Below are 26078 nucleotides of genomic sequence, written 5' to 3' on the forward strand. Positions count from 1 at the left end.
CTCTTTTCTTTTAAAATCTTTTTATTTCAACAATTAAGCATTTATTTAATTGTTATGCTTTTACTATACACCTATCTTTTTTCTCTGTCAATCCTTAAAAATGAAATCTATTAAAAAAAGCAGGAGCTGTAAAATTCACAACTCCTGCGATCGACCTATGTATTATTCACTTGATTTTATACATCTTATCATAACTTACCGACTGACTTTGTACGCCTAGCGACGAACATAAACCATTCCTGCCTGTACCGGTCCTATCTTAACATTCTCTCCCGGCTGAGGCGCATGGATCATCATACCGTTTCCAATGTAAATACCGCAATGATCCCAGTTCGTACATACATCGCCCGGCTGAGGATCACTGACGCGAGGCCATCCCATAAATGTATACGTTGTTCCTACACGTCCATAACCGCCTGTCAGACAATATCCTACAAGTCCCGAGCAGTCAAAAGAGTTCGGTCCTGTCGCTCCCCACACATAAGGGAGTCCGATACATCCATATGCACGGTCTACAATAACATTTCCCGTTACCGGATCGTACGGCGCCGCTCCTGAACCGCCTGAACTTCCGTTATTCGGATTGGAAGGTGTCACCGGCTGTTCCGGAGTCACATTGTTCTTTGCTTCCTCTTCCCGTCTGCGGCGTTCTTCCTCTGCTTTTCGTTCCTCTTCGGCTTTTCTTGCAGCTTCCTGGATCATGCCGTCCAAATTGGTGATCTCATCTTTTTTAGAATTGATCGTCTCGGTCAGAGTCGCCTGCTCAGCCTCGTACTCTTTTTCCGTTGCTTCCAGATTCTTTTGCTCTTCTTCAAGTGTCTTCTGCAAATTTTCAATCTCTGTTACTGTATTTGTATATTCTTTCAGTTGTTCACGATCATATTCATGCATCTTCTGCGAATACTCTGCCTGACTGAGCATGCTCGACATATCGCCGGATGTCATAACTTTCTCGACTGTAGCGCTGCCTGTTCCGGATTCGTACATAAACTTAATCCGCTTTTTCATCGCCTCATACTGTTCTTCTTTTTTTTCTTCCGCAGCTTCCAGATCTGCCTGCGCCTGAATAATCGCCTCACCTGTCTTAATCAGCTTAAGTTCCAGTTCATTCGCCTTTTGGATCAATGTATCAAACTGCGTCTGAAGATTAGAAAGCTCGCTTTCCGCTTCTGTTTTCTGATTTTTCAAATTCTCCGCATCTTCTGCCGGATTTGCAAACACCGGCGTCACTGCTAATGAGCAAGCCAAAGCCGCCGTCAGAAATGTGCTATGTACCTTTTTTAATCTCATACTGCCACCTTTCCTCATTTTATTATCTATTTCCCCACATAACAGCATCATACAACACAACCGTCCGCTTTTCAACAAACTTAATTAAAAAAATGAAAAACATCTGTCGGAAACTTGTACTGTAATAGATGCCAATCAAAAAAATGCAGGTTTTTCTTCTTATTTTACGATTCACTATCGAATAAATAATAACAAATCACCCGCATTTTTTCAACACTTTTTAATATTTTTGTAACATTTCAAATGTTTTGTATCATTTTTCTTTATTTATTACCATTCACTGTTTCCTATATACAAACAAACTCATATTTCATCAGCCATCGCTCGATCGCTTCTTTCTCGCCTCGGACTGTTCCCTGAACCATCTCGGGTTTTCCGCCGCCGCGTCCGTCGAATCTTTTATTAAACTCTTTCGCCATTTCACGTACATCTTGTTGACGGCTTCCCAACACATATCGATACCCGTCTTTTTCATTTCCAAAGAACACTGCGCAAATACAATGCCCTGCGTCTAAAACATAATTCATCAACATACGCATGGAATCACCGCCGAATTCTTCCGTAAAAATGCAAACTGCATCTTTACTTTCCGAAATCATGTCCGCATACGCTTTCACTAGGCGCCGCTCTTTTTCTGCAAGTTCATATTTCAGCTGATTCGTCTCTTCTGCCAAATGCGCAACCGCATCTGCAATCTCATTTTCTTTCGCACAAAGAAGCCTGGAAATTTCTTTTGCCTGCGCTTCCTTTCTCACATAATCCGAAAACGCGCGGACTCCGCACAGCATAGTGATCCGCACTCCGCCCTTATAACGCTGCGCTTGAACCAGCTTGATCAGTCCGATCTCTCCTGTATACGTCACATGAGGAGCACAGCAGGCACAGCAGTCATACCCCGGAATTTCTATAATACGTACCTGACCCTCGATCTCGATCTTACTCCGATATTCTATCTGAGACAGTTCCTCCTTCTTCGGATAATGCGTAAATACTTTCAGGTTTTTCCACACAGCTTTATTTGCCTCCGCCTCGATCCGGCGAAGTTCCTCTTCTGTGATCTCACCGTCAAAGTCCATCGTACAGTCCTCACTGCCAAGATGGAAGCCGACATTATTATACCCGTATGCGGCGTGGATCAGCCCTGAAACGATATGCTCTCCCGTATGCTGCTGCATCTTCATAAAGCGTTCTTCCCAGTCGATACTTCCTTTCACCGCAGTTTTGGCTTCAATGAAACCGTCCGTTATATGAAAGATACGCCCGTTCCTTTCACGGACATCGAGCACTTGAACTTTCTTTCGAGCCGTTTCATCCAAGCCGCACGTATCATCGTCTGCCATATATAGCACTCCCGTATCGGCATACTGACCTCCGCCTTCCGGAAAAAAGGCTGTCCTGTCAAGTTCTATTTCATAATATTCGCCTGCTTTTCCGTCCAGCCTGCCAAACGAATCCTTCACCTGCTGCCTTTTTGCTCTGACACACGAAAGAACTTCTGCATCGAACTTTGAAAGATGACTGTCTTTATAAAACAGTTTTTCCGTCATTTTTCCATTACATCCTTTCCGGCGCTTCAAATCCAAGCAGGTCAATGCACGTCTCCAACACGCGCTTTGTCAGTCCGAGGAGCGCAATATAACCGGAACGTTTCTCTTCGTCTTCCTCGGAGAGGATCTTCGTCTCATGATAAAACTTATTAAATTCATTCGCGATCTCATAAATGTAAGCGCACAATTTATGCGGAGCAGTCTCTTCGCATACTGCCTCAAACACATCGTTGAACTTCAAGACTTGAAGCATAAGCGCCTTCTCATATACATTTCCCGACGGACGGATCGAAAGTTTCTCTGCGCTTCCTCCGTTTTCCTTATACTTTGCCAAAATGGACTTAATACGCACGATTGTATAAAGAATATACGGACCTGTATTTCCCTCAAATGAAGTAAATCTGTCTACGTCGAATATATAATCTTTGCCTGCCTGATTCGACAGATCTCCATATTTAATTGCCGCAAGTCCGACTATGCGGGCCGTCTTTTTCGCTTCTTCTTCCTCCACTGTACGATTATCCATAATTTTCTTATACATTTCATCGTTAATTTCGCGGATCAGATTTTCAAGACGCATAACGCCGCCCTCACGGGTTTTGAACGGTTTTCCGTCTTTCCCGTTCATCGTACCGAATCCGAGAAATTCCAATCTTGTATTCGGGCTCACGATCCCCGTCTTTTTTGCACAGCGGAACACCTGTGTAAAGTGAAGTTCCTGACGTTTATCTACTACATAGATAACTTCGTCCGGCTGATAATCTTCTTCCCTTTGTACAAGTGTTGCAAGATCTGTCGTATCATAGAGCGCCGCTCCGTCTGACTTTAAGATCATACACGGAGGAACTTCTTTTTTATCCGACTCTTCCTGAACATCGACCACAAGAGCGCCCTCGTCGTAACGCGCATAGCCTTCTTCTTTTAACATCTGTACCATATCAGGTATATATTTCTGCGCGTCCGCCTCGCCTTTCCAAAGATCAAATTCTACATTCAGTCTCTCATAATTTTTCTTAAGATCTGTAACCGAAACATTCATGATGTGATTCCAAACCGCTCTGTATCCTCTGTGGCCGTTCTGGAGCAAATATGTCGCATGCAACGCTTCTTTCCTGTATTCTTCGTCTTCTTTTGCATATGAACTTGCTGTCGGATATATCTCCTCCAGTTCGCCGATCGTAAACGGAGCTTCCGCCGGATATTCTCCCGTAAAATTTTCATCAAAATACGGCAGCTCCGGTTTGCGTTTCTTTAATTCCGTGATGATAAGTCCCATCTGATATCCCCAGTCTCCCAGATGAATATCACCGATCACTTTGTTTCCTTTAAAACGAGTAATCCGTTTTACGCTTTCGCCGATAATTGCAGAACGCAGATGTCCTACATGAAGCGGTTTCGCAACATTCGGTCCGCCGTAATCTATCATGATCGTTTTTGGTTCTTCCGCTTCTTCTACTCCGAGTTTTTCTGTTTCTGACATTTGATTTAAATAATCCGCAACACTTTGCGGAGCAAGTTTCAGATTGATAAATCCCGGCTTTACAACTTCTACCGTCTCAAAATAAGAACTTTCCTTTAAATATACCGCCACATCTTCCGCAATCATAAACGGGGCTTTTTTATATTTCTTTGCTCCTGCCATCGCGCCGTTGCACTGATATTCGCACAAATCGGGACGATTTGAAAGAGTTACTTTTGCAAGTTCTTTATCATAACCGGCTTTTTCAAAAGCCGCTTCCATTTCCGTTGTGATCAATTCCAACATTGTTTTCAATTTTTCCACACTCCTTTATATAGAAACTCTTTATCATATGAATGCTATTCTAACATGTATCAGTTTTCACGGCAACAAACAACTTGAAAACACTTTACATTTTGCTTACTTTATGCTAGGATAATTAAAGTTGTTTAACACAACGATGCGTCTGTAGCTCAGTGGATAGAGCAATGCCCTCCGGAGGCATGTGCGACGGTTCGACTCCGTTCAGACGCTTTTTTCATGCTCTTTTACAATCCGTTCTTTCATATCAGGATCAAATTTCCCTGCCCGAAGCATCTCAATTTCATATTTATAAGGAGCATATGATTTCTTTGGATTTTCCACAGATGGTATATATGGCGTCTCAAGTATTTTCGGAACATCCCTAAAGTCCGCATGATGAACGATATAATTGATCGCTTCAAAACCGATATGTCCGAATCCGATGTTCTCATGCCTGTCCTTTGCAGCGCCTGGAACATTCTTACTGTCGTTAATATGAAATACGGCAATCTGATCTTTTCCTATAATACGATCGAACTCTTCTATCACATCATCAAAATGATGAATAATATCATACCCACTGTCGCTCGTATGACATGTATCAAAACAAACTCTCAATTTATCGCTATATTTTACCCCGTCGTAAATCCTGGCTAATTCTTCAAACGTACGACCGATCTCCGATCCTTTCCCCGCCATTGTTTCTAACGCCACACAACAATCCATATCCTGCGTAAGAACTTCGTTTAGTCCTTTTATGATCTGCTCTGTTCCTATGCTGACTCCTTCTCCTACATGGGCTCCCGGATGCAGAATCAACGTATGGCTTCTGCAGCTTACCGTACGGTCTATCTCCTTTGCGAGAAACTCAACCGCAAGAGAAAATGTTTCCGGCTTTACCGCATTGCCTAAATTAATAATATACGGAGCATGAACAATGATTTCTTGAATCCCGTGCTCTTTCATATATTCCCATGCAGGATCGATATTTAATTCTTCGATTTCTTTCCGCCTCGTATTTTGAGGCGCTCCCGTATAAAACATAAATGTATCCGCCCCGTAAGATACTGCTTCTTTTGCAGAACCAAGCAGCATCTCCTTACCACTCATTCCGACATGTGAACCTATTTTCACAATGTTATCCTCCAATCTATATTTTTATAAGCTTTGCAAACAAAGCAAACATTTTTCTGACTCCTGCAGTATCAAACTGCACCGTCACCTCATAATCTCTTCCACCCTCTTTAATCTCCGTCACCGTGCCGTCTCCAAACTTTACATGCCGTACACGATCTCCGACTCCGTAAGAGAGTCCCTCCGACTTTTTCGCCATCAGTCCGCTCCCCTTTTGGATCGCGGCAAATGCCGGTTTCTGAGCATACGCAGATCTTTTGTATCCACTGACCTCGGACGAATACGTCCTCTTCTCTCCCAAAGAAACATTTTGAGAAAAACCGCCTTCTCGCTTTCCTGTATCAATCAATGCAGAAGGCATCTCTTTAATGAAACGGGACATACTGTTATATTGTCTCTCACCTCTGACCAAACGCATACGCGCGCAGGTAAGAGTCAATTTTTCTTCAGCGCGGGTCACGCCCACATAACAAAGTCTTCGTTCCTCCTCCAACTCTTCCGGATCATCTCCGCTGATCGACATATAACTTGGGAACAATCCGTCTTCCATTCCCGCAAGATATACATGTGGAAATTCCAGACCTTTCGCACTGTGAAGAGTCATAAGGATCACGTAATCCCGATCTTCCGCTACGCTGTCGATATCAGCGACAAGAGCCACCTCTTCAAGGAAACCGCTCAGCGTCGGTCTTTCTCCTCTGTCACTGCAGCTTTCCTCATATACGGCCGCCTTACTGACAAGTTCGTCTATATTCTGCACTCTTGCTTCCAGTTCCTCAGGATCATCCGCTTCCAGACTTTCCGTATACCCTGTCTTCTCGATCACTTCCGTCAGAAGATCTGTCACCCCGCTCTCTTCCGATCTTCCTTTAAAATATTCGATCAAAGCTGCAAATGAATCAAGTTTCGATGCGCTGCGTCCGATCCCGGGAATAAGGTCCGGAGCTGAAAGGGCGTCATAAAACCCTATTCCTCTCGCAGCAGCCGACTCCTGAATCCGATTAATCGTTGTCAAACCGATCCCCCGTTTCGGAACATTAATAATCCTTCTCACAGCCAGATCGTCTTTTCCGTTATCAATCGTTTTTAAGTATGACAAAACATCCTTAATCTCTCTTCGGGAATAAAAATTGATGCCTCCGACAATCTTATACGGAATATTCATCGCGACAAACTTTTCCTCAAGAAGACGCGACTGCGCGTTCGTTCGGTATAAAACTGCATGATCACTGTAATTTGCTCCCTGTGCCGTTTCGTCCTTAATATCCTCTGCAATAAACTGCGCTTCGTCATATGCCGTATCAAACTGCCGCAGACGGATCTTCTCCCCTTTTTCATTATCAGTCCAAAGAGTCTTTTCTTTTCTGCCTTTATTGTTGCGGATCACACTATTCGCAACTTCCAATACATTCCCGACAGAGCGGTAGTTCTGTTCCAGTTTAATTACTTTTGCATCTGAAAATTCTTTTTCAAAATCCAAAATATTTCGTATATTAGCTCCGCGGAACTTATAGATCGACTGGTCGTCATCGCCGACTACACACAAATTCCTATACTTTCCCGCAAGCAGGCTGACAAGCCGAAACTGTACGGTATTCGTGTCCTGATATTCGTCAACCATGATATATCTGAAACGTTCCTGATAATTCTCCCTCACATCAGGCTGCGTTTCCAGAAGCTGAACTGTCTTTACAAGCAAATCGTCAAAATCCAACGCATTATTCGCCCGCATCTGCGCCTCATATTCTTTATAGACTTTTGCGATCTTAAGCTGTACAAAATCTCCTCCGGCATTCAATTCAAACTCTTCCGGAAGGATCATCTCGTTTTTAGCAGAAGAAATTACCGATAAAAGCATCCTTTCTTTAAACCGCTTTGTATCAATATCTGTCTTACGACATACTTCTTTCATCAGCGTCTTCTGATCATCCGTATCATAAATCGTAAATCTGTTGTCATATCCGAGACGATCTATGTATCTTCTTAAGATCCGTACACACATGGAATGAAACGTACTGACCCAAATACTCTCTGCTCCGATCCCGACAAGGCTGTCTACTCTCTGACGCATCTCTTCCGCCGCTTTATTTGTAAACGTAATGGCAAGAATATTCCATGGATTCACTCCCTTTTCCTCAATCAGGTATGCAATTCTGTGAGTCAAAACTCTTGTTTTTCCCGAACCCGCTCCCGCCAGGATCAAAAGCGGACCTTCCGTATGAAATACAGCCTCCTTTTGAGGTTTATTCAACGTATCATATACAGCCATTTATATGCTCCTTATCTTTCTTTTTCTCAATTACCCGTAAAATATTTAGTTCAAATAACGAGTGTGTATTGTTCTTATTATCGAACATATTTTCGTTAAAGTCAACCTTCTTTTTTCGTTCATTTATCCCATGCCAAACGCTTCCATATCGTTATCATTTATCAAGGCGCACTCCTGATAAAACGGCTGATAACTACATTTTTATACAAAAACAACGATGGGAAATCCCGGTTAATAAAGGTTTAGAAAAGGCTTGCCATCTAGTTTTCACTACTATATAATAAGGATATCGAGGTGATATTATGAAAATAGACATGACAGATCTGTTAAACAGCATAACAGAAAACTTAAAACGTATTGATTACATCAAACCGGAAGAAATACCGAATATTGATTTATATATGGATCAGGTAACAACTTTTATGGACGAACATCTTGCCGGAACAAAACGCCGTGACGAAGATAAGATTTTGACAAAAACAATGATAAACAACTACTCAAAAAATAATCTTCTTCCTCCGTCCGTCAAGAAAAAATATTCTAAAGAACATGTACTTCTTCTTATATTTATTTACTACTTTAAAAGCATTCTTTCTATCAAAGATATTGAAACCGTACTTGCTCCTCTGCGGGACAAATATTTTTCAGACGAGGCGGCGCTTAGCCTCTCCGAACTGTATACCGAAGTTTGCAAGCTTGAAAAATCCCGTATCAAGCCGCTTTCCGAATCCGTTCAAGAAGCATACGAAAGTTCATTCTCTGCTTTTTCAAATATAGAAGATGACGCCGATCAAAAAGAACTTCGTCTTTTTGCATTTATTTGCTCTTTAAGCTTTGACGTCTATTTGAAAAAAGTTATGATAGAGAAAATCATAGACGAACTTTCTGCTCAAAAAGAAGATTGACGAGTACAAAAGTACGTATTAAAAATGCCGGACACGCATGAACGCTCCGGCATTTTTTTATTTTTTATCAATTCTTTCAAAAACCATGTCATATCCATCATTGCCGTAATTAAGAGAACGGTTCACCCGGCTGATCGTTGCCGTTGAAGCGCCTGTCTTTTCCGCAATTTCAAGATAAGTTTTCTGCTCTCTGAGCATTTTTGCCACTTCAAATCTCTGTGACAGAGACAGCAGCTCGTTAATCGTACAAATATCCTCAAAAAAAGTATAACATTCTCCTTTATTTTTCAGACTGAGAATCGCTTCAAAAAGATAGTCAACTGCCTCTGTCCTGATTTTTTTACTCATATAAACTTCTCCTTTTCAACACCGTGGCATATATCCGAGCAACCTCTGCATCCACAGCAATTATTTCAAGCACTGTTATATTTTAGCACATTAAATTCTTGAAGTCCATACGTTAATCAGTTAAATTTATAAAGTTTTACAAAAGTACCTTATCCCTTTCATCTGCATACAAAAGTCCGCTCTCTCCTACATACCGAAAGTGTTCATATTCAAATATTGTTTTAATACATCAAATTTTGTCGTAACAACAAGTTCCTCCGGAAAATCGCAAAATTTAAGCACTTCTTTTACATAAGTAAAATTGCCTGCATCTACATCTACATGTGCATCACTGCCTGTCGTAACCGGAACATCATACTGTTTACAAAGATCAAGCATTGTAAGAATATTTTCACGAGTTCCCTTTCTGCTGCTTGACGGTCTCATGGAAGAATTATTTACTTCCAAAAGCGTTCCCGTCTCTTTTGCCATCTTCACAAGACGTTCGTAATCAATCTGAAAACGACCGTCATCAGGATGCCCGATAATGTTAATATACGGTTTCTTCATCACAGCCTCGTATGCTCTCATATTTTCCTCTTCTGTGTGCCCCATCCCATAGCATGGCGGATGAATGCTCGCAATAACTATATCCAGATCACGGCAGGTACTTTCCGGAAGGTCGATCCTGCCTGTTTCATCCATTATATTTACTTCCGCTCCCATTAAGAGGCGAATTCCTCCGCATTTTCTTGGAACGACATCCAGGTTTTGAAAATAAAACAACCCGCACGTTCCCGGCATTTTCGGAGCATGTTCCGTAAGCGCAAGCGCTTTTAAGCCTTTTGCTTCTGCTGCCGCCGCCATTTCTTTTATCGTGCTGTATGCATGTCCGCTTGCCAGCGTGTGTGAATGTGTATCTGCTTCAAATCTCATAATTTCTCCTTTCGCCTTTGTTACAAATTCTGCTGTCATTTTTTGCAATATCTGTATAATTATGACGCTGTTTTTTATCTTTTAATTTTGATATCATATCACATATCGCGCTATATTTTCGATCATATTTGATATTTTTCGATTTATTGTTACATTTTTCATTGTTCTAACTCATTTGAAATGTTATAATAAAACCATTATAAATTCGATTTAACGAAGAGAGAGGAGTATTGATTTTTATGAAATGTCCGATATGCGGAAACAAACTTGAGATCAAAAACAAACAAATCGGCACTGACAACAGCGGAGATCCTGTCTTTAATGAATATGCAGTCTGCCGTGACTGTAAAAAACAGTGGAATTTAGACAAGCAACGTGCAAAAAAAGCAGCGGCAAAGGCATCTGCCAAAAAAGCCGAAGCGGCAGATAAGACCAGCCGCAAAAAAAACGAGAGCGACGTTGCTCAAAAAAAAGACGAAAACAAAATCAAAAAGGCGCACAAAGAGCCGGAAGCAGCTCATACCGGCAGCCCCAAAAAACGCGCTGCTGCAGAAGCTTCCCCAAAAGCTTCCGACCGGGTGAAGTCACCTGCGCAAAATCAAAAACGGCGGCCTGATGAAAAAGCAACTGACGAGAAAACAGTTCGGATTCAGGAAAATCCCGAAAAGAAAGTCCCGAAAAGAAAGCCTTCATCCAAACAAACTACTGAAAAATCAGCTCCGAACGAAGATAAACGGTACAGTAACATCCCACCGGAACAAGTCCGCACAAAACGGGAGAAAGCTGTTAAAAAAGGCTATGATGATATGCTTGCAACAGGAGTTCTTGATACTGACAAAGTAAAAAAAGCCTCCTCAAAATCATCCAAAAATAAAAACGACAAATATGACACAAAAGCTTCGCGTAAAATGCCTGAACCGGAAATCGACGATTATGAAGATGATTATTACGAAAGCGTTCCGAGATTCCGCGCAGTGCGCATCATTCTCGGGATCATCTCTCTCGCAGGATTCGGATTCTTTACTTATAAAGGATTCATGACCGGACTTAACGGCACAACAGACGGCGGCGGCACAAGCGGCACTTTATACATTATCCTTGCCCTTTGTATGCTCGTATCTTCACTTCTCTATTTTATCATGCAAAAGTCAAATACGATTTTTGCTTTCCTTCTTCCGATGCTTTTTTATCTCGGAAGCGGCGTATTTGCATTTTTGAAACGTGGAGATGATCTGCAGCTTCTCATCGCAGCTATTGTAAGCGGAGTATTGGCAATTATTTCACTCATACTTGCGATCACTTCCCGCGGAGGATCTGATTATGATGATAGTGAAGAAAATTATGATGAAGCCTTTGAAGACGATTATGCCGAGGAAGAATTTGACGATTAGAAAGCCATAACTGTTTTAGAAAAACTGAAATTTAAAAGCAGAGCGTTACTTACAGGAATCCCCAAAACCGGGAGACTTGCGTATCGCTCTGTTTTTATATCCTTTTCACTGTACGGTTATATTTTACATATATTACAATAAAACCAAATCATCTGGAGATTTCATGAAAAAACAACTTTTAACCTCTCTTTTTGCCTTCCTTCTTGTATTTTCTTTGTGTATGGGATGCTCTAAAGCCGAAACCGGAGATAAAACGACAGCTTCCGACTCCTTTGAAGTATCGTCTCAAAAAACTTCCCCTGTAAAAATCACACTAAACGAAGTGGCTCATTCTGTTTTCTATGCTCCACTATATGTGGCGATTGAGAAAGGATACTTCAAAGATGAAAACATCGACCTCACACTTGTCACCGGATTTGGAGCCGATAAAACAATGACTGCCGTTATTTCCGGAGAAGCCGATATTGGATTTATGGGATCTGAAGCTTCCGTTTATATGTACAGCGAAGGAGCTTCCGACTATGTCGTTAATTTTGCACAGCTCACACAGCGAGCCGGAAACTTTCTCGTTGCACGGCAAGACAACGAGCATTTTCAGTGGGCAGATCTCAAAGGAAAAACTGTTCTGGGCGGTAGAAAAGGTGGCGTACATATATTAATGTAAATTTAGAGAGTATTGTGATTTTATGTAACTGGGTGGATGGGATGAATAGTGCGAAAGAATTTCAGACATTGAAATAAAAAATATCCTGAAATCAAAAGAGGAGCCAGATTTCTCCGGCTCCTCCAAGTATGTGTCCGCAAACACATACCCCAATTGCTATTAATAATATACTATAATAACGAAAAATATGCAATAGATTAGATTGAATTTTTTAATATTGTCATCCGCGAAAACAAGTCTGGATGAACGGTGATTGCGGCTACGGCAGAACTAACCTGCCCCTCATATTCTTTAGTTATTTTTTCAAATTCTCTTATAAATGCTTTGATTTCAGTTTTGGACACCTTCAACAACTTTAAGAAATAACATATAAGAATGATATAATCTCCTATAGTCTTAAAATTTATGTATGGTAATCCCATTTCTAACATTAGACATTGCTTCATAGGTTTCGATGGATCCATTTTTCTAAAACGTGTATCATAAACAACATCATTATGTGCGATAGCATTTCTTAAATCTTTTAATGCATATACATATTTATAGACTAACGTACAATTGGTATCGCTGGACAAATTCAAACCAATATTTCTTGAAATCTTTTTTCTGACATCTTGTGTTAAGCAGGAAAGAAGATATCCAAAATCTCCCATTGTCAAAATTTCAAAGATTGCCCAGATTGGGACTTCATTATAATTCACAGTATTATAAAAATGTGTAATTTTCGGATTTTCTTTTCGGTATGCCGCTGCAATAGAATTTTGAATAGAACCCTGTAAATTCAATTTATTGTTCTGGAATTTTTTCTTAATGTCTTCCGAAGTTCCTGGTGAAGCATTTTTGTAACTGCTGACGGCTTTGTCATACATATCATAAATGCTGTTTGAATTAATCTCTGCCATAATGGTATTAAGGGCAATGTTTTTAAGAGCAGTTTCAATCAACATCATTTTACCGTATAACAATGATTTTAATTTTGTGTCGTATTGAGTCGTAGCATTAATTTCATTGTATGAGGTAAAAGGGATTCTACGATTGGACGAAACAAAAAAACGGTATCCCTTATATCCGTGAAAATATCCTGTATTAATTAATTGTTGCTTTTGTGAACTGCCTGAAATAGCAATTCCATTATTCCGAAGATGCCGCATTAGTGCATCTGTTGATTTATAATTTGACATAAATTCTCCTGTTTAACATTTAAAACTATTAATTGTGATACAATCGATTTTTAGCCTGTAATAAAGCGAATGTTTTCCTTCAGTTCATCGCTAAATTCTTCTAAATCGTTCATAGTGATTGCACCTTCATTTAAAAGTGAAACAATGTTAGAGATGCAATTAGAACGACTCATTCTTAACTGTACACCTGTATCTTTTTTATCGTTGCGAATTCGCTCTTCTAAAGCCCAGAATTTTTCAGAAGGAGTTCCTTTACCATTTAGCAATTCAATATATTCTTTATTCAACTTATCCATATAGGCTTCTTGCCAATCTGCAATTTTCTCTCTGAACAAAGCTCAATCCTTTTTAGTAAATCCGTATTCCGACATTGTCATGTTCCTCCACTTTGGCATAAGTAAATTATAGTATAAGCATTTTAGTTTCACAATATTTGTATTTAGAAAAAATATATTTGATATTTGATTTTGTATGATTGAGAATTACAATTCAAAATTGAATTTTAAAACGTCGAATGCTATAATCTTCTTATAATTAAAAATTATGAGAAGTTGTATCGTTGGAGGGTTTAAGATGGCTGTCTGTTACAATAAGTTATGGAAAATATTGATAGATAGAGGAATGAGCAAAACACAACTTATCAAAGCTGCAAAAATAAGCACAAATGCTATGGCAAAGTTAGGTAAAAATGAGGATGTTCGTGTAGAAGTATTGGTAAAAATATGTGGAGTTCTTAACTGTTCAATAGACGATATTATGGAGATTATTCCAAAAGAAATAGAATGAGGGAGGGGATACAGATGAGTACTGTTTTAACAAAAAAACAAATGACCGAAGAAGATATTAAATTACAGTATATTACACCTGCCATTATTTCTAAATGGGATGTTAGAAAAATTACAATGGAAACGCAGGTTACAGATGGTAAAATCAATTTAAAAGGAAATTTTGTTTTTCGTGAAAAGCCAAAACGAGCAGATTATATCCTGTATATGAGTGCAAATAATCCGATCGCCGTTATTGAGGCTAAGGACAATAAACATAGTATTTCACATGGTTTACAACAGGCTATGACGTATGCGCAAATGCTCGATCTTCCATTTGCATACAGTTCCAATGGAGACGGATTTGCAGAACATGATTTTCTTACAGGAAAAGAACGGGTAATTGGATTGGATGAATTTCCAAGTGAATCAGAACTGATTGAACGTTTTAAACAGGAATCAGGAATGACTTCTGCGCAGGAAGCGATTATTCAACAACCATATTATAGTAGTCAGAATACATATCCTCCACGCTATTATCAGCGTATTGCAATCAATAGAACTGTAGATGCGATTGCAAGAGGACAAAAGCGGTTGTTACTTGTTATGGCAACTGGTACAGGTAAGACTTATACTGCTTTTCAAATAGTCTATCGTATGCTTCAAAGTAGAATGAAACGGAAAATTCTTTATCTGGCTGACCGCAATATTCTTGTGGATCAATCGATACAACAGGATTTTGCACCATTAGAGAAAGTAATTCATAAAATTAATGTTGCAAAGGATGATAAAAATACAATTACTTCTCATGAGGTTTATTTTTCGCTATATCAACAATTAGTCGGTGATGATGACAAAGATCATTTTAGTGAATTGTTTACTCCTGATTTTTTTGATCTTATCATAGTAGATGAATGTCACCGTGGAAGCGCAAAAGAAGAAAGTCGCTGGCGAAAAATTTTGGAATATTTTAGTTCCGCAACTCAAATTGGAATGACAGCAACACCAAAGGAAACGAAGTATATTTCTAATCTTTCATACTTTCATGAGCCTATATACTCTTACAGCTTGAAAGAAGGTATTGAAGATGGATTTCTTGCGCCATTTAGAGTGATTAATATTATGACTGATATTGGTGATGGATGGCGGCCACGAAAGGGACAAAGAGATATTTCTGGAAATGAAATTGAAGATAGAATTTATACAAACAGTGATTATGATTATAATATCATTATAGAAGACCGTATTCAGCAAGTAGCTTTAGAAATAACACGTTACTTAAAAGCAACTGACAGAATGGCGAAAACAATCGTATTCTGTGCAACAGAAGATGCTGCAGAACGTATGCGGCAGGCTTTAGTAAACTTAAATGCTGATATGGTCAGAAAAAATCCTGATTATGTTGTGAGAATTACCGGAAGTGATGATTATGGCAAAAAGAAGCTCGATTATTTTATTTCTGTTGCATCTCCATACCCTGTTATCGCAACAACTTCCAAACTATTGTCGACGGGAGCAGACTGCAAAATGACAAAACTGATTGTTTTGGATGAAATGATTGGATCTATGACAGAATTTAAACAAATTATTGGTCGAGGAACCAGACTTCGAGAAAAAGAAGGGAAAACTCATTTTGTTGTTATGGATTTTCGAAATGTAACTAGATTATTTGCGGATCCTGATTGGGATGGACCAATTGAAATTAATGAAAATTTCACTCCTAAGAAAGAAACTACTTATGGAGAAGAATCTGATCAGACTAATGTCATCAAAGATCCAAAAGTTCCTTACGGAAATCCAAAACCAATTATTGACCGAGATGGATGCAAAGTTCAAATTATTCATAAAACAGTTTCCGTGTATGATACCAACGGAAAGCTTTTAAGACAAGAAAGTATTGTGGATTATACGAAAGAAAATATTATTGGTGAATACGCATCGTTAGATAATTTTATAAGACAATGGTCGCAAGAAGAGAAAAAAGAGAAAATCAAAGAAATGCTTTTGGAACGGGGAATTAATCTTGAAACGATGAAAAAAGAGCAAAATATGGTAGATGTAGATGATTTTGATTTTATTTGCCATGTAGCCTTTGATAAAAAGCCTTTAACTCGGAAAGAAAGAGCTAATAATGTAAAAAAACGTGATTTTCTCAGTAAATATAGCGGTATTGCCAGAGACGTGCTGGAAGCACTTTTGGATAAATACATGAATACTGGTATATATGAAATCGAGAAAACTGAAATTTTAAAACTTGATCCGTTTTTGAAACTGGGAAAACCAGCAAAAATTGCAGGATATTTTGGTGGAAAAGCTGGTTATATGCAAGCGGTGAAAGAACTTGAAAAAGCAATTTACACAGAAGAGGCGGTATAAATATGAGTAATTTAGCAGGATTTGTAAAAAGACTTCGTGATATTATGCGGAATGATGCTGGCATCAATGGAGACGCACAGCGTATAGAGCAAATTGCATGGATGCTCTTTTTGAAAGTATATGATGCGAAGGAGCAGGATTGGGAATGGGACGATGAAGATTACGTTTCCATTATTCCTGAAGAATGTCGTTGGAAAAATTGGGCGGTTGATGATCGTACAGGTACTGCTATGACAGGAGAAAGATTGTTGGATTTTGTAAATAATACATTATTTCCAACATTGAAAAAACTTCCTGTTGATGCATCTACTCCAATAAAAAAAGCTATTGTTCAAACTACATTTGCAGATGCGAATCAATATATGAAAGACGGTGTCCTTCTTCGGCAAGTTATTAATGTTATTGATGATCTTGACTTAGGAGATTATGAAGAAAGTCATGCTTTTGGTGAAATTTATGAAACCATTTTAAAGGAATTACAAAGTGCAGGTTCTTCCGGTGAATTTTATACTCCTCGTGCAGTAACAGATTTTATGGCAAAAATGATTAATCCACAGATTGGTGAACAGGCAGCTGATTTCGCTTGTGGTACCGGAGGATTTCTTACGAGTTGGTTAAAAGAATTATCAAAAAAAATAGTAACTACAGAGGATCAGGTAGCCTATGATACTTCAATATACGGAATAGAAAAGAAACAGTTCCCGTATATGCTGTGTATTACCAATATGTTGTTACATGGAATTGATGTGCCAAAGATTTATCATGATAATTCTCTTTTAAAGGATGTCTTAGATTACACGGAAAGCGATCAATTTGATGTTATTTTGATGAATCCACCCTATGGCGGAAATGAAAAAATGGAAGTGAAAAATCATTTTCCGGCAGATTTGGCAAGTAGTGAAACAGCAGATTTGTTTATGTCAGTTATTATGTATCGTTTAAAGAAAAATGGTCGTGCTGCTGTAATCCTGCCGGATGGTTTCTTGTTTGGTACAGATAATGCTAAAGTTGCCATTAAGAAGAAATTATTTTCTGAATTCAATTTACATACCGTAATTCGTTTGCCACATAGTGTGTTTGCACCTTATACTTCTATCACCACAAATATTTTATTCTTTGATCATACAACACCAACAGAAGAAACATGGTTTTATCGTTTGGATATGCCGAAGGGATATAAAAATTTTTCTAAGACAAAACCAATGGAACTCAAACATTTTGAACCAGTTATGAAGTGGTGGAATGATAGAGAAGAAATCAATAAGGATGGTTTCGATAAGGCAAAGAAGTTTTCGGTAGAAGAAATCATTGCAAAAAATTATAATATTGATCTTTGTGGTTATCCTCATGAGGAAGAAGAAATTTTGCCGCCAAAAGAATTAATTCAACAATACCAAGAAAAACGAGCTGGCTTAAATGCTGATATTGACCGTATTTTAGCTCAGATTACAGAAATATTAGGTATTGACCTGGAGGAACAATAATGACCGGACAACAATTGAAAAATTCGATATTGCAGATGGCTGTTCAAGGAAAACTTGTTCCGCAAGACCCAAATGATGAACCAGCTTCTGTATTACTTGCACGAATAAGAAAAGAAAAAGAAGAACTTATCAAAGCAGGAAAAATCAAGAAAGAGAAGAATCCTTCTTATATCTTTCGTGGTGCTGATAATTTGCCTTATGAGAAAGTCGGAAAGAATGAATCGGTGTGCATTGCGGATGAAGTACCGTTTGAGATTCCTGAGAGTTGGGAGTGGGCAAAGATTGAAACAATTTCAATGCCCATTGGCAATAAAAACAATCAAATCCAATCAAAAGAAGTTCTCCCTACTGGGAAGATCCCTGTTGTAAGTCAAGGCAAAGATCTTATAGACGGGTATTGTAATGATGTATCCAAGAAAATAGATGTTTTGCCATTGGTAATGTTTGGTGATCACACCCGAAATGTTAAGTATATTGATTTTGAGTTTGTTATTGGTGCAGATGGAACAAAGTTCCACAAAATACTGTCGTGTAATTCCGAGTATATTTATTACTGGATGCTTTACGCTGCAGAAACACTTAGGAATAGAGGATACGCACGTCACTATACACTCCTTAAAGAATGCTTCATTCCTTTGCCACCGTTGCAAGAGCAAGTGCGTATAGTATCTAAAATTAAAGCTATATTACCGCTTGTTGAAAAATATGGTTGTGAGGAAAGCAAACGAGTTTCTCTAGATTCTGCATTTCCGAATCTACTCAAAAAATCTATTCTACAGGAAGCAATCCAAGGAAAACTCGTTCCACAAGATCCTGGTGATGAGCCAGCTTCCGTTCTTCTGGAACGTATTCGTGCGGAGAAGCAAGAGTTAATTGCCGAAGGTAAAATCAAGAAGGACAAGCACGAGTCCGTCATTTTCAGAAGGGATAATTCTCATTATGAGAAGTTGGACGGAATCGAGCATTGTATCGACGGTGAGATACCGTTTGATATTCCAGAATCTTGGGTATGGGTACGTTTCTTTTCAGTAATAGATATAGCAACAAACCTTGTTCGCCCTGATACATACGCTGATTATATGCATATCGCTCCAGACAATATTGAAAAAGCAACAGGAGTCCTTCTGGAATGTCGCACAGTACAGCAAGATAAGGTAGTAAGCCCAAATCACATGTTTTATAAGGGGCAAATTATTTATTCAAAAATTCGTCCGCTTTTACGAAAAGCTGTAATTGCTCCGTTTGACGGATTATGTAGTGCAGATATGTATCCGTTAAATACATCAGTAAATAAAGAATATCTTTTGGGATATATACTGTCCGATACTTTCAACTTGCAAGTAGCAACTACGATGTCAAGCCGAGTTAAAATGCCTAAAATAAATCAGGATGAATTGAGTAATATACTAATTCCTATCCCGCCGATACAGGAACAAGAGCGTATCATAAGTAGAGTTAAAGAATTATTCGATAAGATCACGCTGATTTAGCGTAGAATTGTATAATATCTGGCGAAAGGAGGTCTTTCACCATGATAGAAAAAGAAAAATTTGAAAGACATTTGAGGGGGACGAACCTCTCGGAAAACACGATTTCATCGTATCAGTTTGCCATCAAACAGTATGGAGGGCAATACGATGATGTTACTCAGAAAAAGCTGCGAGAGTACAAGGTATGGCTGATCGAGAATTACAAGCCCAAGACAGTTAATCTCAGACTTCGAGCTATCAACTGCTACTTAGAGTGCATTGGCAAAGAAAAATGGAAACTGCCATTTGTCCGTGTGCAACAGAAAACTTTTTTGGAAAATGTCATTAGTGAAGCAGACTACAAATACTTCAAATCTTGTCTGAAGAATGACGATGAAATGTTCTGGTATTTCGTAATCCGCTTCCTTGCCGCCACCGGAGCTAGAGTCAGCGAACTGATTCAGATTAAGGCTGAACATGTTAAGTTAGGGCATCTTGACCTGTACTCCAAAGGCGGTAAATTACGCAGAATTTACATCCCCAAAGAATTACAAAACGAGGCTCTTTCTTGGTTGGCTAAAAAGCAACAAGAAAGCGGCTTCATTTTTTTGAACAAGTATGGGGGACGTATTACCACCCGTGGCATCTCTGGACAGTTGAAGAAGCTGGCAGTGAAATATGGTATCAATCCTGTGGTTGTGTATCCACACTCATTCCGTCACAGATTTGCCAAGAGTTTCCTTGATCGCTGTAATGATATAGCATTTCTTGCTGATCTTATGGGACATGAAAGCATCGAAACTACCCGTATTTACCTCAGAAAAACAGCTACAGAACAGAGAGAAATTGTTGATACAATCGTAGATTGGTAAAAAGGAATGCATACACTTCGATCGTTTGGAGTGTATGCATTCCTTCCTATAGATGTTTAATTTTATTCATAGCACAAGAAATCTGATTTACAATTCTTTTCTGCTCTTGCAATGGCGGAAGTGGAAATATAAAACGTTTGAGCTTCTCAGCATTTATATTGGATTGCCCTATTGCATCGCTTCTGACATTTTGGCAATAAATCCAATAATATTGTGATTGCATGACATAATTGAGATAATCGCTGTCAATTAAAACTGGGTGCAAACGCACTAAATACCCAGCATAAATGGCTGGAATTTCACTTTTATAAATTGCTACCTTACCAACTAATTCTTTGCTGTTGGTTCGATTGAATAACAAATCGTTATATTCTAACGGATATTTTTCGATTTCTTTCGAGTCGGAGGTGTAAACCAACTTATCCAACACGATTCGTCCATTTTGTAAATTCCCCATTCTTAACACAGCAATTTTTCCAGTCTGAGAAGATTTCTGTGAGGAACCATATTGGATATTAGTACACACTTCTCCGACCGATGTCCATGCCCAGCTGTCCGGAATATCAAAAGGTATCTCATCGTCGATGCAACGCTCGATTCCGTCCAACTTCTCATAATGAGAACTTTACAAAGTATCTACCTCTCTCAAAAGTCGATCAATCACATTACATATTCGTTCTTGTTCATCAAGTGGTGGTACCGGAATAAATGTTTTCATTATATTCTCTGCACCTAAATTACCTTGATTAGCAGTTCCGGTTTCATGCTGAAAAACTTGAGAGAGTATTGCTTCTGATTTCAAAGTCCATATGAGCCATCTGCTAAGGCTGGGAAGATAGCTTCTTAAACAACCGACCCGTTGATTTATAAAACAATTTGTGTCTTTTTCCGAAACCAGTACGGTATAAAAATAATCTCTTTTTAGACGTGTTCCGGTCATTGTAAGTAAGATGTCATTTGTCTTGCATTGAAAGTCAACTGTCTTTTGGGAAAGTTCTTTGGAAATAAATACAGGTTTAGTTGAGTATTTAATTTTATCGTTTTTTATATTTCCTAAACGTAACACTTGATATTCAGATGTCTCGATAAAAGTTTCACTTTTATACGCATAACCACCGATGAAATGTACCAAATCTGATAATCTGATCCATTGCCAATTTTTCGGAACTTCAAAAGGCAATTCTTCATCAATGCAAACTTCCTCAGAACCTTGCTTTTCATAATGAGAATTATCCCTTCTGAAAATGACGGATTCGTGCTTATCTTTCTTGATTTTACCTTCGGCAATTAACCTTTGCTTCTCAGAACGAATGCGTTCCAGAAGGACAGAAGCTGGCTCATCAGAAGTATCTTGGGGTACAAGTTTTCCTTGTACTGCTTCCTGCAAGATGGATTTTTTAAGCATGTCTGGAAAATTGGAATTTAATATATTCAACTCATTTTGGTGATTAGCATATTCATTGACATAATGGGCTAATGTCGAAAGCTTTTCAACGATTCTTTTTTGTTCGTTACAAGGAGGTATAGGTAAAAATAGATTAAAAAATAGTTCTTTATTTAAATGTGGGATAGCAGCACCTTTTTTTGAGTTTTTTAGTATTTCTTTATTAAGATCGATGAAATGAAGAAAATACTTATCAATAATTTGTTCCGAAAACCATAATAGTTTGAATGTGCTACCCATATATCCGTCTTCAGGAGCAATAAAAATCTCTCCAGAATTTTCTCCATCAACAAGAATTAAATAGGAGCCCGCTGATACAAATTTTCCAGAATTAATAGTTTTAGGTTCTGATTTACCTCTCATATATCGAGCATCAAGATTATGATAATTTTTATTATTCATTTTAATGCCATCAATAAGTTGGCAGATTGTTGATAATCGCACCCACTCCCATGTATCAGGAATGAGGGACTTTGATGCAGAAAAGAAAACACTGGCAGAAAAACGACAGGACATTCAAGAAGAAATTCAAAACCGAAGAAATCAACTGAAGATACTTTTAACACAAAAAATAAAAGATTTATCCATAGCATCTGAAAATGAGGATTTGATCCATGAAACCTATAATTCTATGCAAAAAGATCTACTGGCGCAGATTCATGGTATGGAGATACAGGAAAAAGAACTGAACGAAACTACTATAGAAACACCGGATGTAAAGGACAAATTGAGAAATGCATTGGATGTAGTTGATAAAATCATTGCAGGTGGAACTCTTGACCGAAGAGATATTGAATTGTTGATTGAGAGAATTGACGTAGATAAAGAAGGAATGCCGGAAATTACTTTAAAATATGGTTTGTCTGATTTAATCAATTACAGTCCTGCTGATGAGATGAATCGCCGGGAAAATACTGTAATCGCTCTTGTAATGAAGCTGATTATAGAAGATGAACGTGGATATACATCTGCAAAATACTTGTCAGAACATATCACAGCATTGGGATTTAAGAAAACGAAACAAAGTATTTTACCTTATATCAATTTGATGAAAGAATTAGGAATTTTGGAAGATACGGATAATCCGCTGAAACCTTACAATATTGTGAAAACAAAAAAAGAGATTATGATATTGATGCATCAATATCTACCGGATTTACCGGCTCAAATGACTTCTAAACAATTATCGGACAATTATTTACATTATTATGGTGGTAACAGGCGGTATGCCGGAAATGGTATTTGAATATATTTTAAAAGAGAACGGAATTGACCCTGAAAAAGATCTTACAATTATCCAAAATATTGATTTCGGATCTACAGCTCCGGCTTTTGCGGATGGCCGCGGAGATTTTACGATTGAATTTGAGCCCGGAGCGACTTCTCTTGAATCCGAAGGAAAAGGTCATGTTATTGCATCGCTTGGCAAAGACAGCGGCTATGTTCCTTACACCGCATTCAGCGCCAAAAAAAGTTATCTGAAAGAAAACCCTGATGTGATCCAGCGTTTTACAAACGCGCTTCAAAAGGGAATGGATTATGTCCGCTCTCACAGTCCTTCCGAAACCGCATCTGTAATCAAGCCTCAGTTTCCGGAAACAACACTTGAGATGATCACGACCATCGTAACACGTTACTATGAACAAGACACGTGGAAAAGCAATCTGATTTTTGAAGAAAGCAGCTTTGATCTGCTTCAGGATATCCTAGAAAGCGCCGGGGAGCTTGAAAAAAGAGCTCCGTATAAAGATCTTATAACGACTGAATTTGCAGAAAATGCCGCCAAATGATATAATAGCTTATATTTGATGTGACAAACACTAAAACAACGGGAGATTTTTATGATTGACAAAAGACTTGTTCCTTACAGCGGTTTAAAAAAAGAACCTTTTTCAGGCAGCCATAACGGAATGCGGTACATGATGCGTTCAGACAATGGCAGAGACAGCACAACATTCACCGTTTTTGTCTATCCTGAACCATGGTGTTTTGAACAAACGCCGGAAGATCAAATTGAAAGTCATACTTTTGACCTTTCCGAAGAAGGGCTTGATCTGGCGATCACATGGTTGTGGGAGCGGTTTGAAGCCGAACGTGACCGTTGGACGCAGGCATCACAGGAAATAATGCATACTGTCAAAAAGCATACACTTTAGTTTCTTTTTAGAAATTTTAATTTTTCTTCCATATATTGTCACATCACATTCACAATTACGTGTTATCTTAAATATATGAAAACGATAGGAAACACAAAACAGTGTATTCCCCATCGTCCATAACAACAGAAAGCATGATCAAAATTCAGTTTCTGTTGTTTCCATAAAAGGAGACGACGACTGTATATGCAGTCGGTATGTACAGTCGTCGGACTTCGCCTAAATATGAAAAATATTAAAACAGCGGTATCTTATTATCTGTTAAGGATCGACTGTTATTCATTCAAAAACAATATTTTCCCCTCATCGATCCACAAATAGTCAGGAAATCCTTTTTTCTCTATTTCTTCCATTTTTTCCCTTTGAACAAACCAACAAATCATAGTTTTGTCTTTTTCACCGTTTTTTTCTGTACTGTTTCCTATTCTATTCTCTGCCGCAATATAATAGTTCTGCTCAAACGGAAGGCGGGCGCTGCTCTCAAGTTGAAATTTAAGCATATTTTCTCCCCTTGTTCCCCACACAGGAATAAAATCATGTGCCCGATACCCAATCCATTTCGCATCTTTTGGTACTTTTCTCTTTGTCTTTAAGCAAATTCCCCACTCCTTTGCTTCTACTGTATGATCATCTATATAGATAATACTTGAGAAATTTTTACATCCTGTAAGTATGGCGGCAGTCTTATTTTTCGGATTTTGAAACAGCTCCTCGGTTTTGCCGGATGCGACAATCCTCCCCTTATCCATAACGAAAAGCTCTTCACTAAAACGGTAAATTTCATCTCGATTATGTGATACCATAATCACAGTTCCCATATATGACTCTAACATCTGAAGCACTTCTTGCTCCAATCGGTCTTTTAAATACAGATCAAGAGCGGAAAAGGGCTCGTCTAATAAAATAACTTCCGGTTCATAAGCCATAATCCGAGCAAGCGCCGTTCTTTGCTGCTGTCCTCCGGAAAGCTGCTTTGGATAATGTTTTTCCAGACCTGCCAGACCAAACTTTTGAATCATCTCTTTGACCCGCTTATGTATATCCTGCTTATTTCCTTTTAGCCCGGCCGCTATATTTTGCTCTACTGTCATCGTCGGAAATAGCGCGTAATTTTGAAACAAGTATCCAACTTTACGTTTCTGTGTTTTTAGATTTGTTTTCGTTTCTTTATCAAATAATATATTTCCGTCTATCTTAATGTGACCACTATCAGGAGTCTCTATTCCCGCAATACTTTTTAATGTCATACTTTTACCGCAGCCTGATGCCCCTAAAATACCGATTCGTTTTGACTGACTTTTAAAATTGATATCCAAACTGAATTTATCCCATTTTTTCCGAATCAGCATATCAATCGCCATCTTTTACCACCTCCCGATATTTTTCATCTTTCGTCCGGAAATGAAATTCATAAGAAAAATAATGACAAAAGCGATCAGAACTACAACCGAAACCCAAATTCCTGCCGTAACATAATCTCCGTCCTGAATGACCATCGCAATCTTCTGAGCGATCGTCCCCGTCTTTCCTTGTATATTTCCTGCCAGCATAGACGTCGCCCCATATTCTCCCATCGCTCTTGCAAATGTCAGGATTGTTCCTGACGCAATTCCCGGACCGGCAGTCGGTATAACGATTTTCCAAAAAATTTTCGTCTCTGACATGCCGAGTGTACGGCCTGCATACACGAGATTCACATCAATTTGCTCCATTGCCGCTCTTGCGTTTCGATACATCAGCGGAAACGAAATTACAATCGCGGCGATCACACATCCAATCCATGTCTGCACGACTTTAAAACCAAACTCTTCAAATAAAAATGCTCCGACCGGTCTTCTCCTGCTAAACAACAACAGTAAAAAAAAGCCTGCTACCGTAGGAGGCATCACCATAGGAAGCGTCAAAATCCCATCTAGCACCGCTTTTTTCCCCGGGGAAGCTTTTACTGCTTTTCCAGCCGCAAATATCCCGAGAAAAAACGAAATCACCGTAGCTGCCACACCTGTTTTCAAAGAAATATACAGAGGGCTCCAATCCAGATTTTTCAATATTTCTGTTACTTCATCCATTATTTATACTCCACATCTATTTGCGTACGAATGCATTA

At 38.8% G+C, this 26078-nt stretch carries 24 protein-coding genes and 1 tRNA gene; 12 read left to right on the top strand and 13 right to left on the bottom strand.

Going from position 1 to position 26078, the window contains the following annotated elements:
• Positions 1-216: 216 nt before the first annotated feature.
• From ACH9UM_RS06865 to argS, 3 genes are all read right to left on the bottom strand, one after another.
• Positions 217-1341: an NlpC/P60 family protein gene (locus ACH9UM_RS06865; protein WP_004845480.1), complete on the bottom strand. Its 1125-nt coding sequence runs from the start codon at positions 1339-1341 to the stop codon at positions 217-219.
• Between the two features lie 236 nt (positions 1342-1577).
• Positions 1578-2837 carry a DHHA1 domain-containing protein gene (locus tag ACH9UM_RS06870; protein ID WP_004845479.1) on the bottom strand — a complete coding sequence of 420 codons (1260 nt, stop codon included), beginning with the start codon at positions 2835-2837 and terminating at the stop codon, positions 1578-1580.
• A gap of 7 nt (positions 2838-2844) precedes the next feature.
• Positions 2845-4602 (bottom strand): arginine--tRNA ligase, encoded by a 1758-nt coding sequence (gene argS / locus ACH9UM_RS06875; RefSeq protein ID WP_004845478.1) that lies wholly within the window; start codon positions 4600-4602, stop codon positions 2845-2847.
• Between the two features lie 156 nt (positions 4603-4758).
• Here argS and ACH9UM_RS06880 point away from each other — a divergent pair.
• A tRNA-Arg gene (locus ACH9UM_RS06880) sits at positions 4759-4830 on the top strand.
• On the opposite strand, the gene ACH9UM_RS06885 is transcribed toward ACH9UM_RS06880, so the two are convergent.
• Both ACH9UM_RS06885 and pcrA read right to left on the bottom strand, forming a co-directional pair.
• On the bottom strand, positions 4822-5733 hold the full coding sequence (locus ACH9UM_RS06885) for a deoxyribonuclease IV (protein ID WP_009242309.1): 912 nt from the start codon (positions 5731-5733) through the stop codon (positions 4822-4824). The two genes, ACH9UM_RS06880 and ACH9UM_RS06885, sit on opposite strands and share 9 nt — an antisense overlap.
• Positions 5734-5749: 16 nt before the next feature.
• Positions 5750-8002, bottom strand: a complete 2253-nt coding sequence (gene pcrA, locus ACH9UM_RS06890) for a DNA helicase PcrA (protein ID WP_004845476.1) — start codon at positions 8000-8002, stop codon at positions 5750-5752.
• Between the two features lie 302 nt (positions 8003-8304).
• Here pcrA and ACH9UM_RS06895 point away from each other — a divergent pair, with 302 nt between their 5' ends.
• Positions 8305-8907 (top strand): DUF1836 domain-containing protein, encoded by a 603-nt coding sequence (locus ACH9UM_RS06895; protein WP_004845475.1) that lies wholly within the window; start codon positions 8305-8307, stop codon positions 8905-8907.
• A gap of 57 nt (positions 8908-8964) precedes the next feature.
• Here ACH9UM_RS06895 and ACH9UM_RS06900 read toward each other — a convergent pair whose 3' ends face one another.
• Positions 8965-9255: a YerC/YecD family TrpR-related protein gene (locus ACH9UM_RS06900; RefSeq protein ID WP_004845473.1), complete on the bottom strand. Its 291-nt coding sequence runs from the start codon at positions 9253-9255 to the stop codon at positions 8965-8967.
• A gap of 186 nt (positions 9256-9441) precedes the next feature.
• On the bottom strand, positions 9442-10170 hold the full coding sequence (locus tag ACH9UM_RS06905; protein WP_009242310.1) for a phosphatase: 729 nt from the start codon (positions 10168-10170) through the stop codon (positions 9442-9444).
• A gap of 239 nt (positions 10171-10409) precedes the next feature.
• Here ACH9UM_RS06905 and ACH9UM_RS06910 point away from each other — a divergent pair, with 239 nt between their 5' ends.
• Complete coding sequence (locus ACH9UM_RS06910; protein ID WP_004845470.1) at positions 10410-11561, top strand: hypothetical protein; 1152 nt, start codon at positions 10410-10412, stop codon at positions 11559-11561.
• 163 nt (positions 11562-11724) lie between these two features.
• Positions 11725-12225 (top strand): ABC transporter substrate-binding protein, encoded by a 501-nt coding sequence (locus ACH9UM_RS06915; protein ID WP_004845469.1) that lies wholly within the window; start codon positions 11725-11727, stop codon positions 12223-12225.
• Between the two features lie 197 nt (positions 12226-12422).
• On the opposite strand, the gene ACH9UM_RS06920 is transcribed toward ACH9UM_RS06915, so the two are convergent.
• Both ACH9UM_RS06920 and ACH9UM_RS06925 read right to left on the bottom strand, forming a co-directional pair.
• A complete protein-coding gene (locus tag ACH9UM_RS06920; RefSeq protein ID WP_055159460.1) occupies positions 12423-13406 on the bottom strand; it encodes an Abi family protein in 984 nt (327 codons plus the stop codon).
• 50 nt (positions 13407-13456) lie between these two features.
• Entirely contained in the window at positions 13457-13741 is a 285-nt protein-coding gene (locus ACH9UM_RS06925; protein ID WP_242854704.1) for a multidrug transporter, read from the bottom strand.
• Positions 13742-13979: 238 nt separating this feature from the next.
• Here ACH9UM_RS06925 and ACH9UM_RS06930 point away from each other — a divergent pair, with 238 nt between their 5' ends.
• From ACH9UM_RS06930 to ACH9UM_RS06950, 5 genes are read left to right on the top strand one after another with little or no spacing between them, the layout of a single operon-like run.
• Entirely contained in the window at positions 13980-14192 is a 213-nt protein-coding gene (locus ACH9UM_RS06930; protein ID WP_022151127.1) for a helix-turn-helix transcriptional regulator, read from the top strand.
• Positions 14193-14206: 14 nt separating this feature from the next.
• The gene (gene hsdR / locus ACH9UM_RS06935) at positions 14207-16546 is read left to right on the top strand and encodes an EcoAI/FtnUII family type I restriction enzme subunit R (RefSeq protein ID WP_055159462.1); all 2340 of its coding nucleotides are present in this window, start codon (positions 14207-14209) and stop codon (positions 16544-16546) included.
• A gap of 2 nt (positions 16547-16548) precedes the next feature.
• A complete protein-coding gene (locus tag ACH9UM_RS06940; RefSeq protein WP_055159464.1) occupies positions 16549-18030 on the top strand; it encodes a class I SAM-dependent DNA methyltransferase in 1482 nt (493 codons plus the stop codon).
• Positions 18030-19520: a restriction endonuclease subunit S gene (locus ACH9UM_RS06945; protein WP_400091013.1), complete on the top strand. Its 1491-nt coding sequence runs from the start codon at positions 18030-18032 to the stop codon at positions 19518-19520. The genes ACH9UM_RS06940 and ACH9UM_RS06945 overlap by 1 nt, the downstream gene beginning before the upstream one ends.
• Before the next feature lie 41 nt (positions 19521-19561).
• A complete protein-coding gene (locus tag ACH9UM_RS06950; RefSeq protein ID WP_400091014.1) occupies positions 19562-20371 on the top strand; it encodes a tyrosine-type recombinase/integrase in 810 nt (269 codons plus the stop codon).
• A 46-nt stretch (positions 20372-20417) separates the two neighbouring features.
• On the opposite strand, the gene ACH9UM_RS06955 is transcribed toward ACH9UM_RS06950, so the two are convergent.
• Positions 20418-20978, bottom strand: a complete 561-nt coding sequence (locus ACH9UM_RS06955; RefSeq protein WP_400091015.1) for a restriction endonuclease subunit S — start codon at positions 20976-20978, stop codon at positions 20418-20420.
• Positions 20979-20996: 18 nt separating this feature from the next.
• Positions 20997-22331 carry a restriction endonuclease subunit S gene (locus tag ACH9UM_RS06960; protein WP_400091016.1) on the bottom strand — a complete coding sequence of 445 codons (1335 nt, stop codon included), beginning with the start codon at positions 22329-22331 and terminating at the stop codon, positions 20997-20999.
• On the opposite strand from ACH9UM_RS06960, the gene ACH9UM_RS06965 reads away from it, so the two are divergent.
• The 3 genes from ACH9UM_RS06965 to ACH9UM_RS06975 are packed head-to-tail and all read left to right on the top strand — an operon-like array spanning position 22279 to position 23971.
• On the top strand, positions 22279-23061 hold the full coding sequence (locus ACH9UM_RS06965; RefSeq protein WP_400092464.1) for a hypothetical protein: 783 nt from the start codon (positions 22279-22281) through the stop codon (positions 23059-23061). The two genes, ACH9UM_RS06960 and ACH9UM_RS06965, sit on opposite strands and share 53 nt — an antisense overlap.
• On the top strand, positions 23051-23605 hold the full coding sequence (locus ACH9UM_RS06970) for an ABC transporter substrate-binding protein (RefSeq protein ID WP_004845452.1): 555 nt from the start codon (positions 23051-23053) through the stop codon (positions 23603-23605). The genes ACH9UM_RS06965 and ACH9UM_RS06970 overlap by 11 nt, the downstream gene beginning before the upstream one ends.
• A 51-nt stretch (positions 23606-23656) precedes the next feature.
• Entirely contained in the window at positions 23657-23971 is a 315-nt protein-coding gene (locus tag ACH9UM_RS06975) for a hypothetical protein (protein WP_004845450.1), read from the top strand.
• Between the two features lie 275 nt (positions 23972-24246).
• Here the strand turns inward: ACH9UM_RS06975 and ACH9UM_RS06980 are convergent, their stop codons facing one another.
• The gene (locus ACH9UM_RS06980) at positions 24247-25332 is read right to left on the bottom strand and encodes a sulfate/molybdate ABC transporter ATP-binding protein (RefSeq protein WP_004845449.1); all 1086 of its coding nucleotides are present in this window, start codon (positions 25330-25332) and stop codon (positions 24247-24249) included.
• 3 nt (positions 25333-25335) lie between these two features.
• Positions 25336-26040, bottom strand: a complete 705-nt coding sequence (gene modB, locus ACH9UM_RS06985) for a molybdate ABC transporter permease subunit (protein ID WP_004845448.1) — start codon at positions 26038-26040, stop codon at positions 25336-25338.
• Positions 26041-26078: the final 38 nt, after the last annotated feature.

The sequence above is a fragment of the Mediterraneibacter torques genome, from assembly GCF_044591705.1.
Classification (GTDB): domain Bacteria; phylum Bacillota; class Clostridia; order Lachnospirales; family Lachnospiraceae; genus Mediterraneibacter; species Mediterraneibacter torques.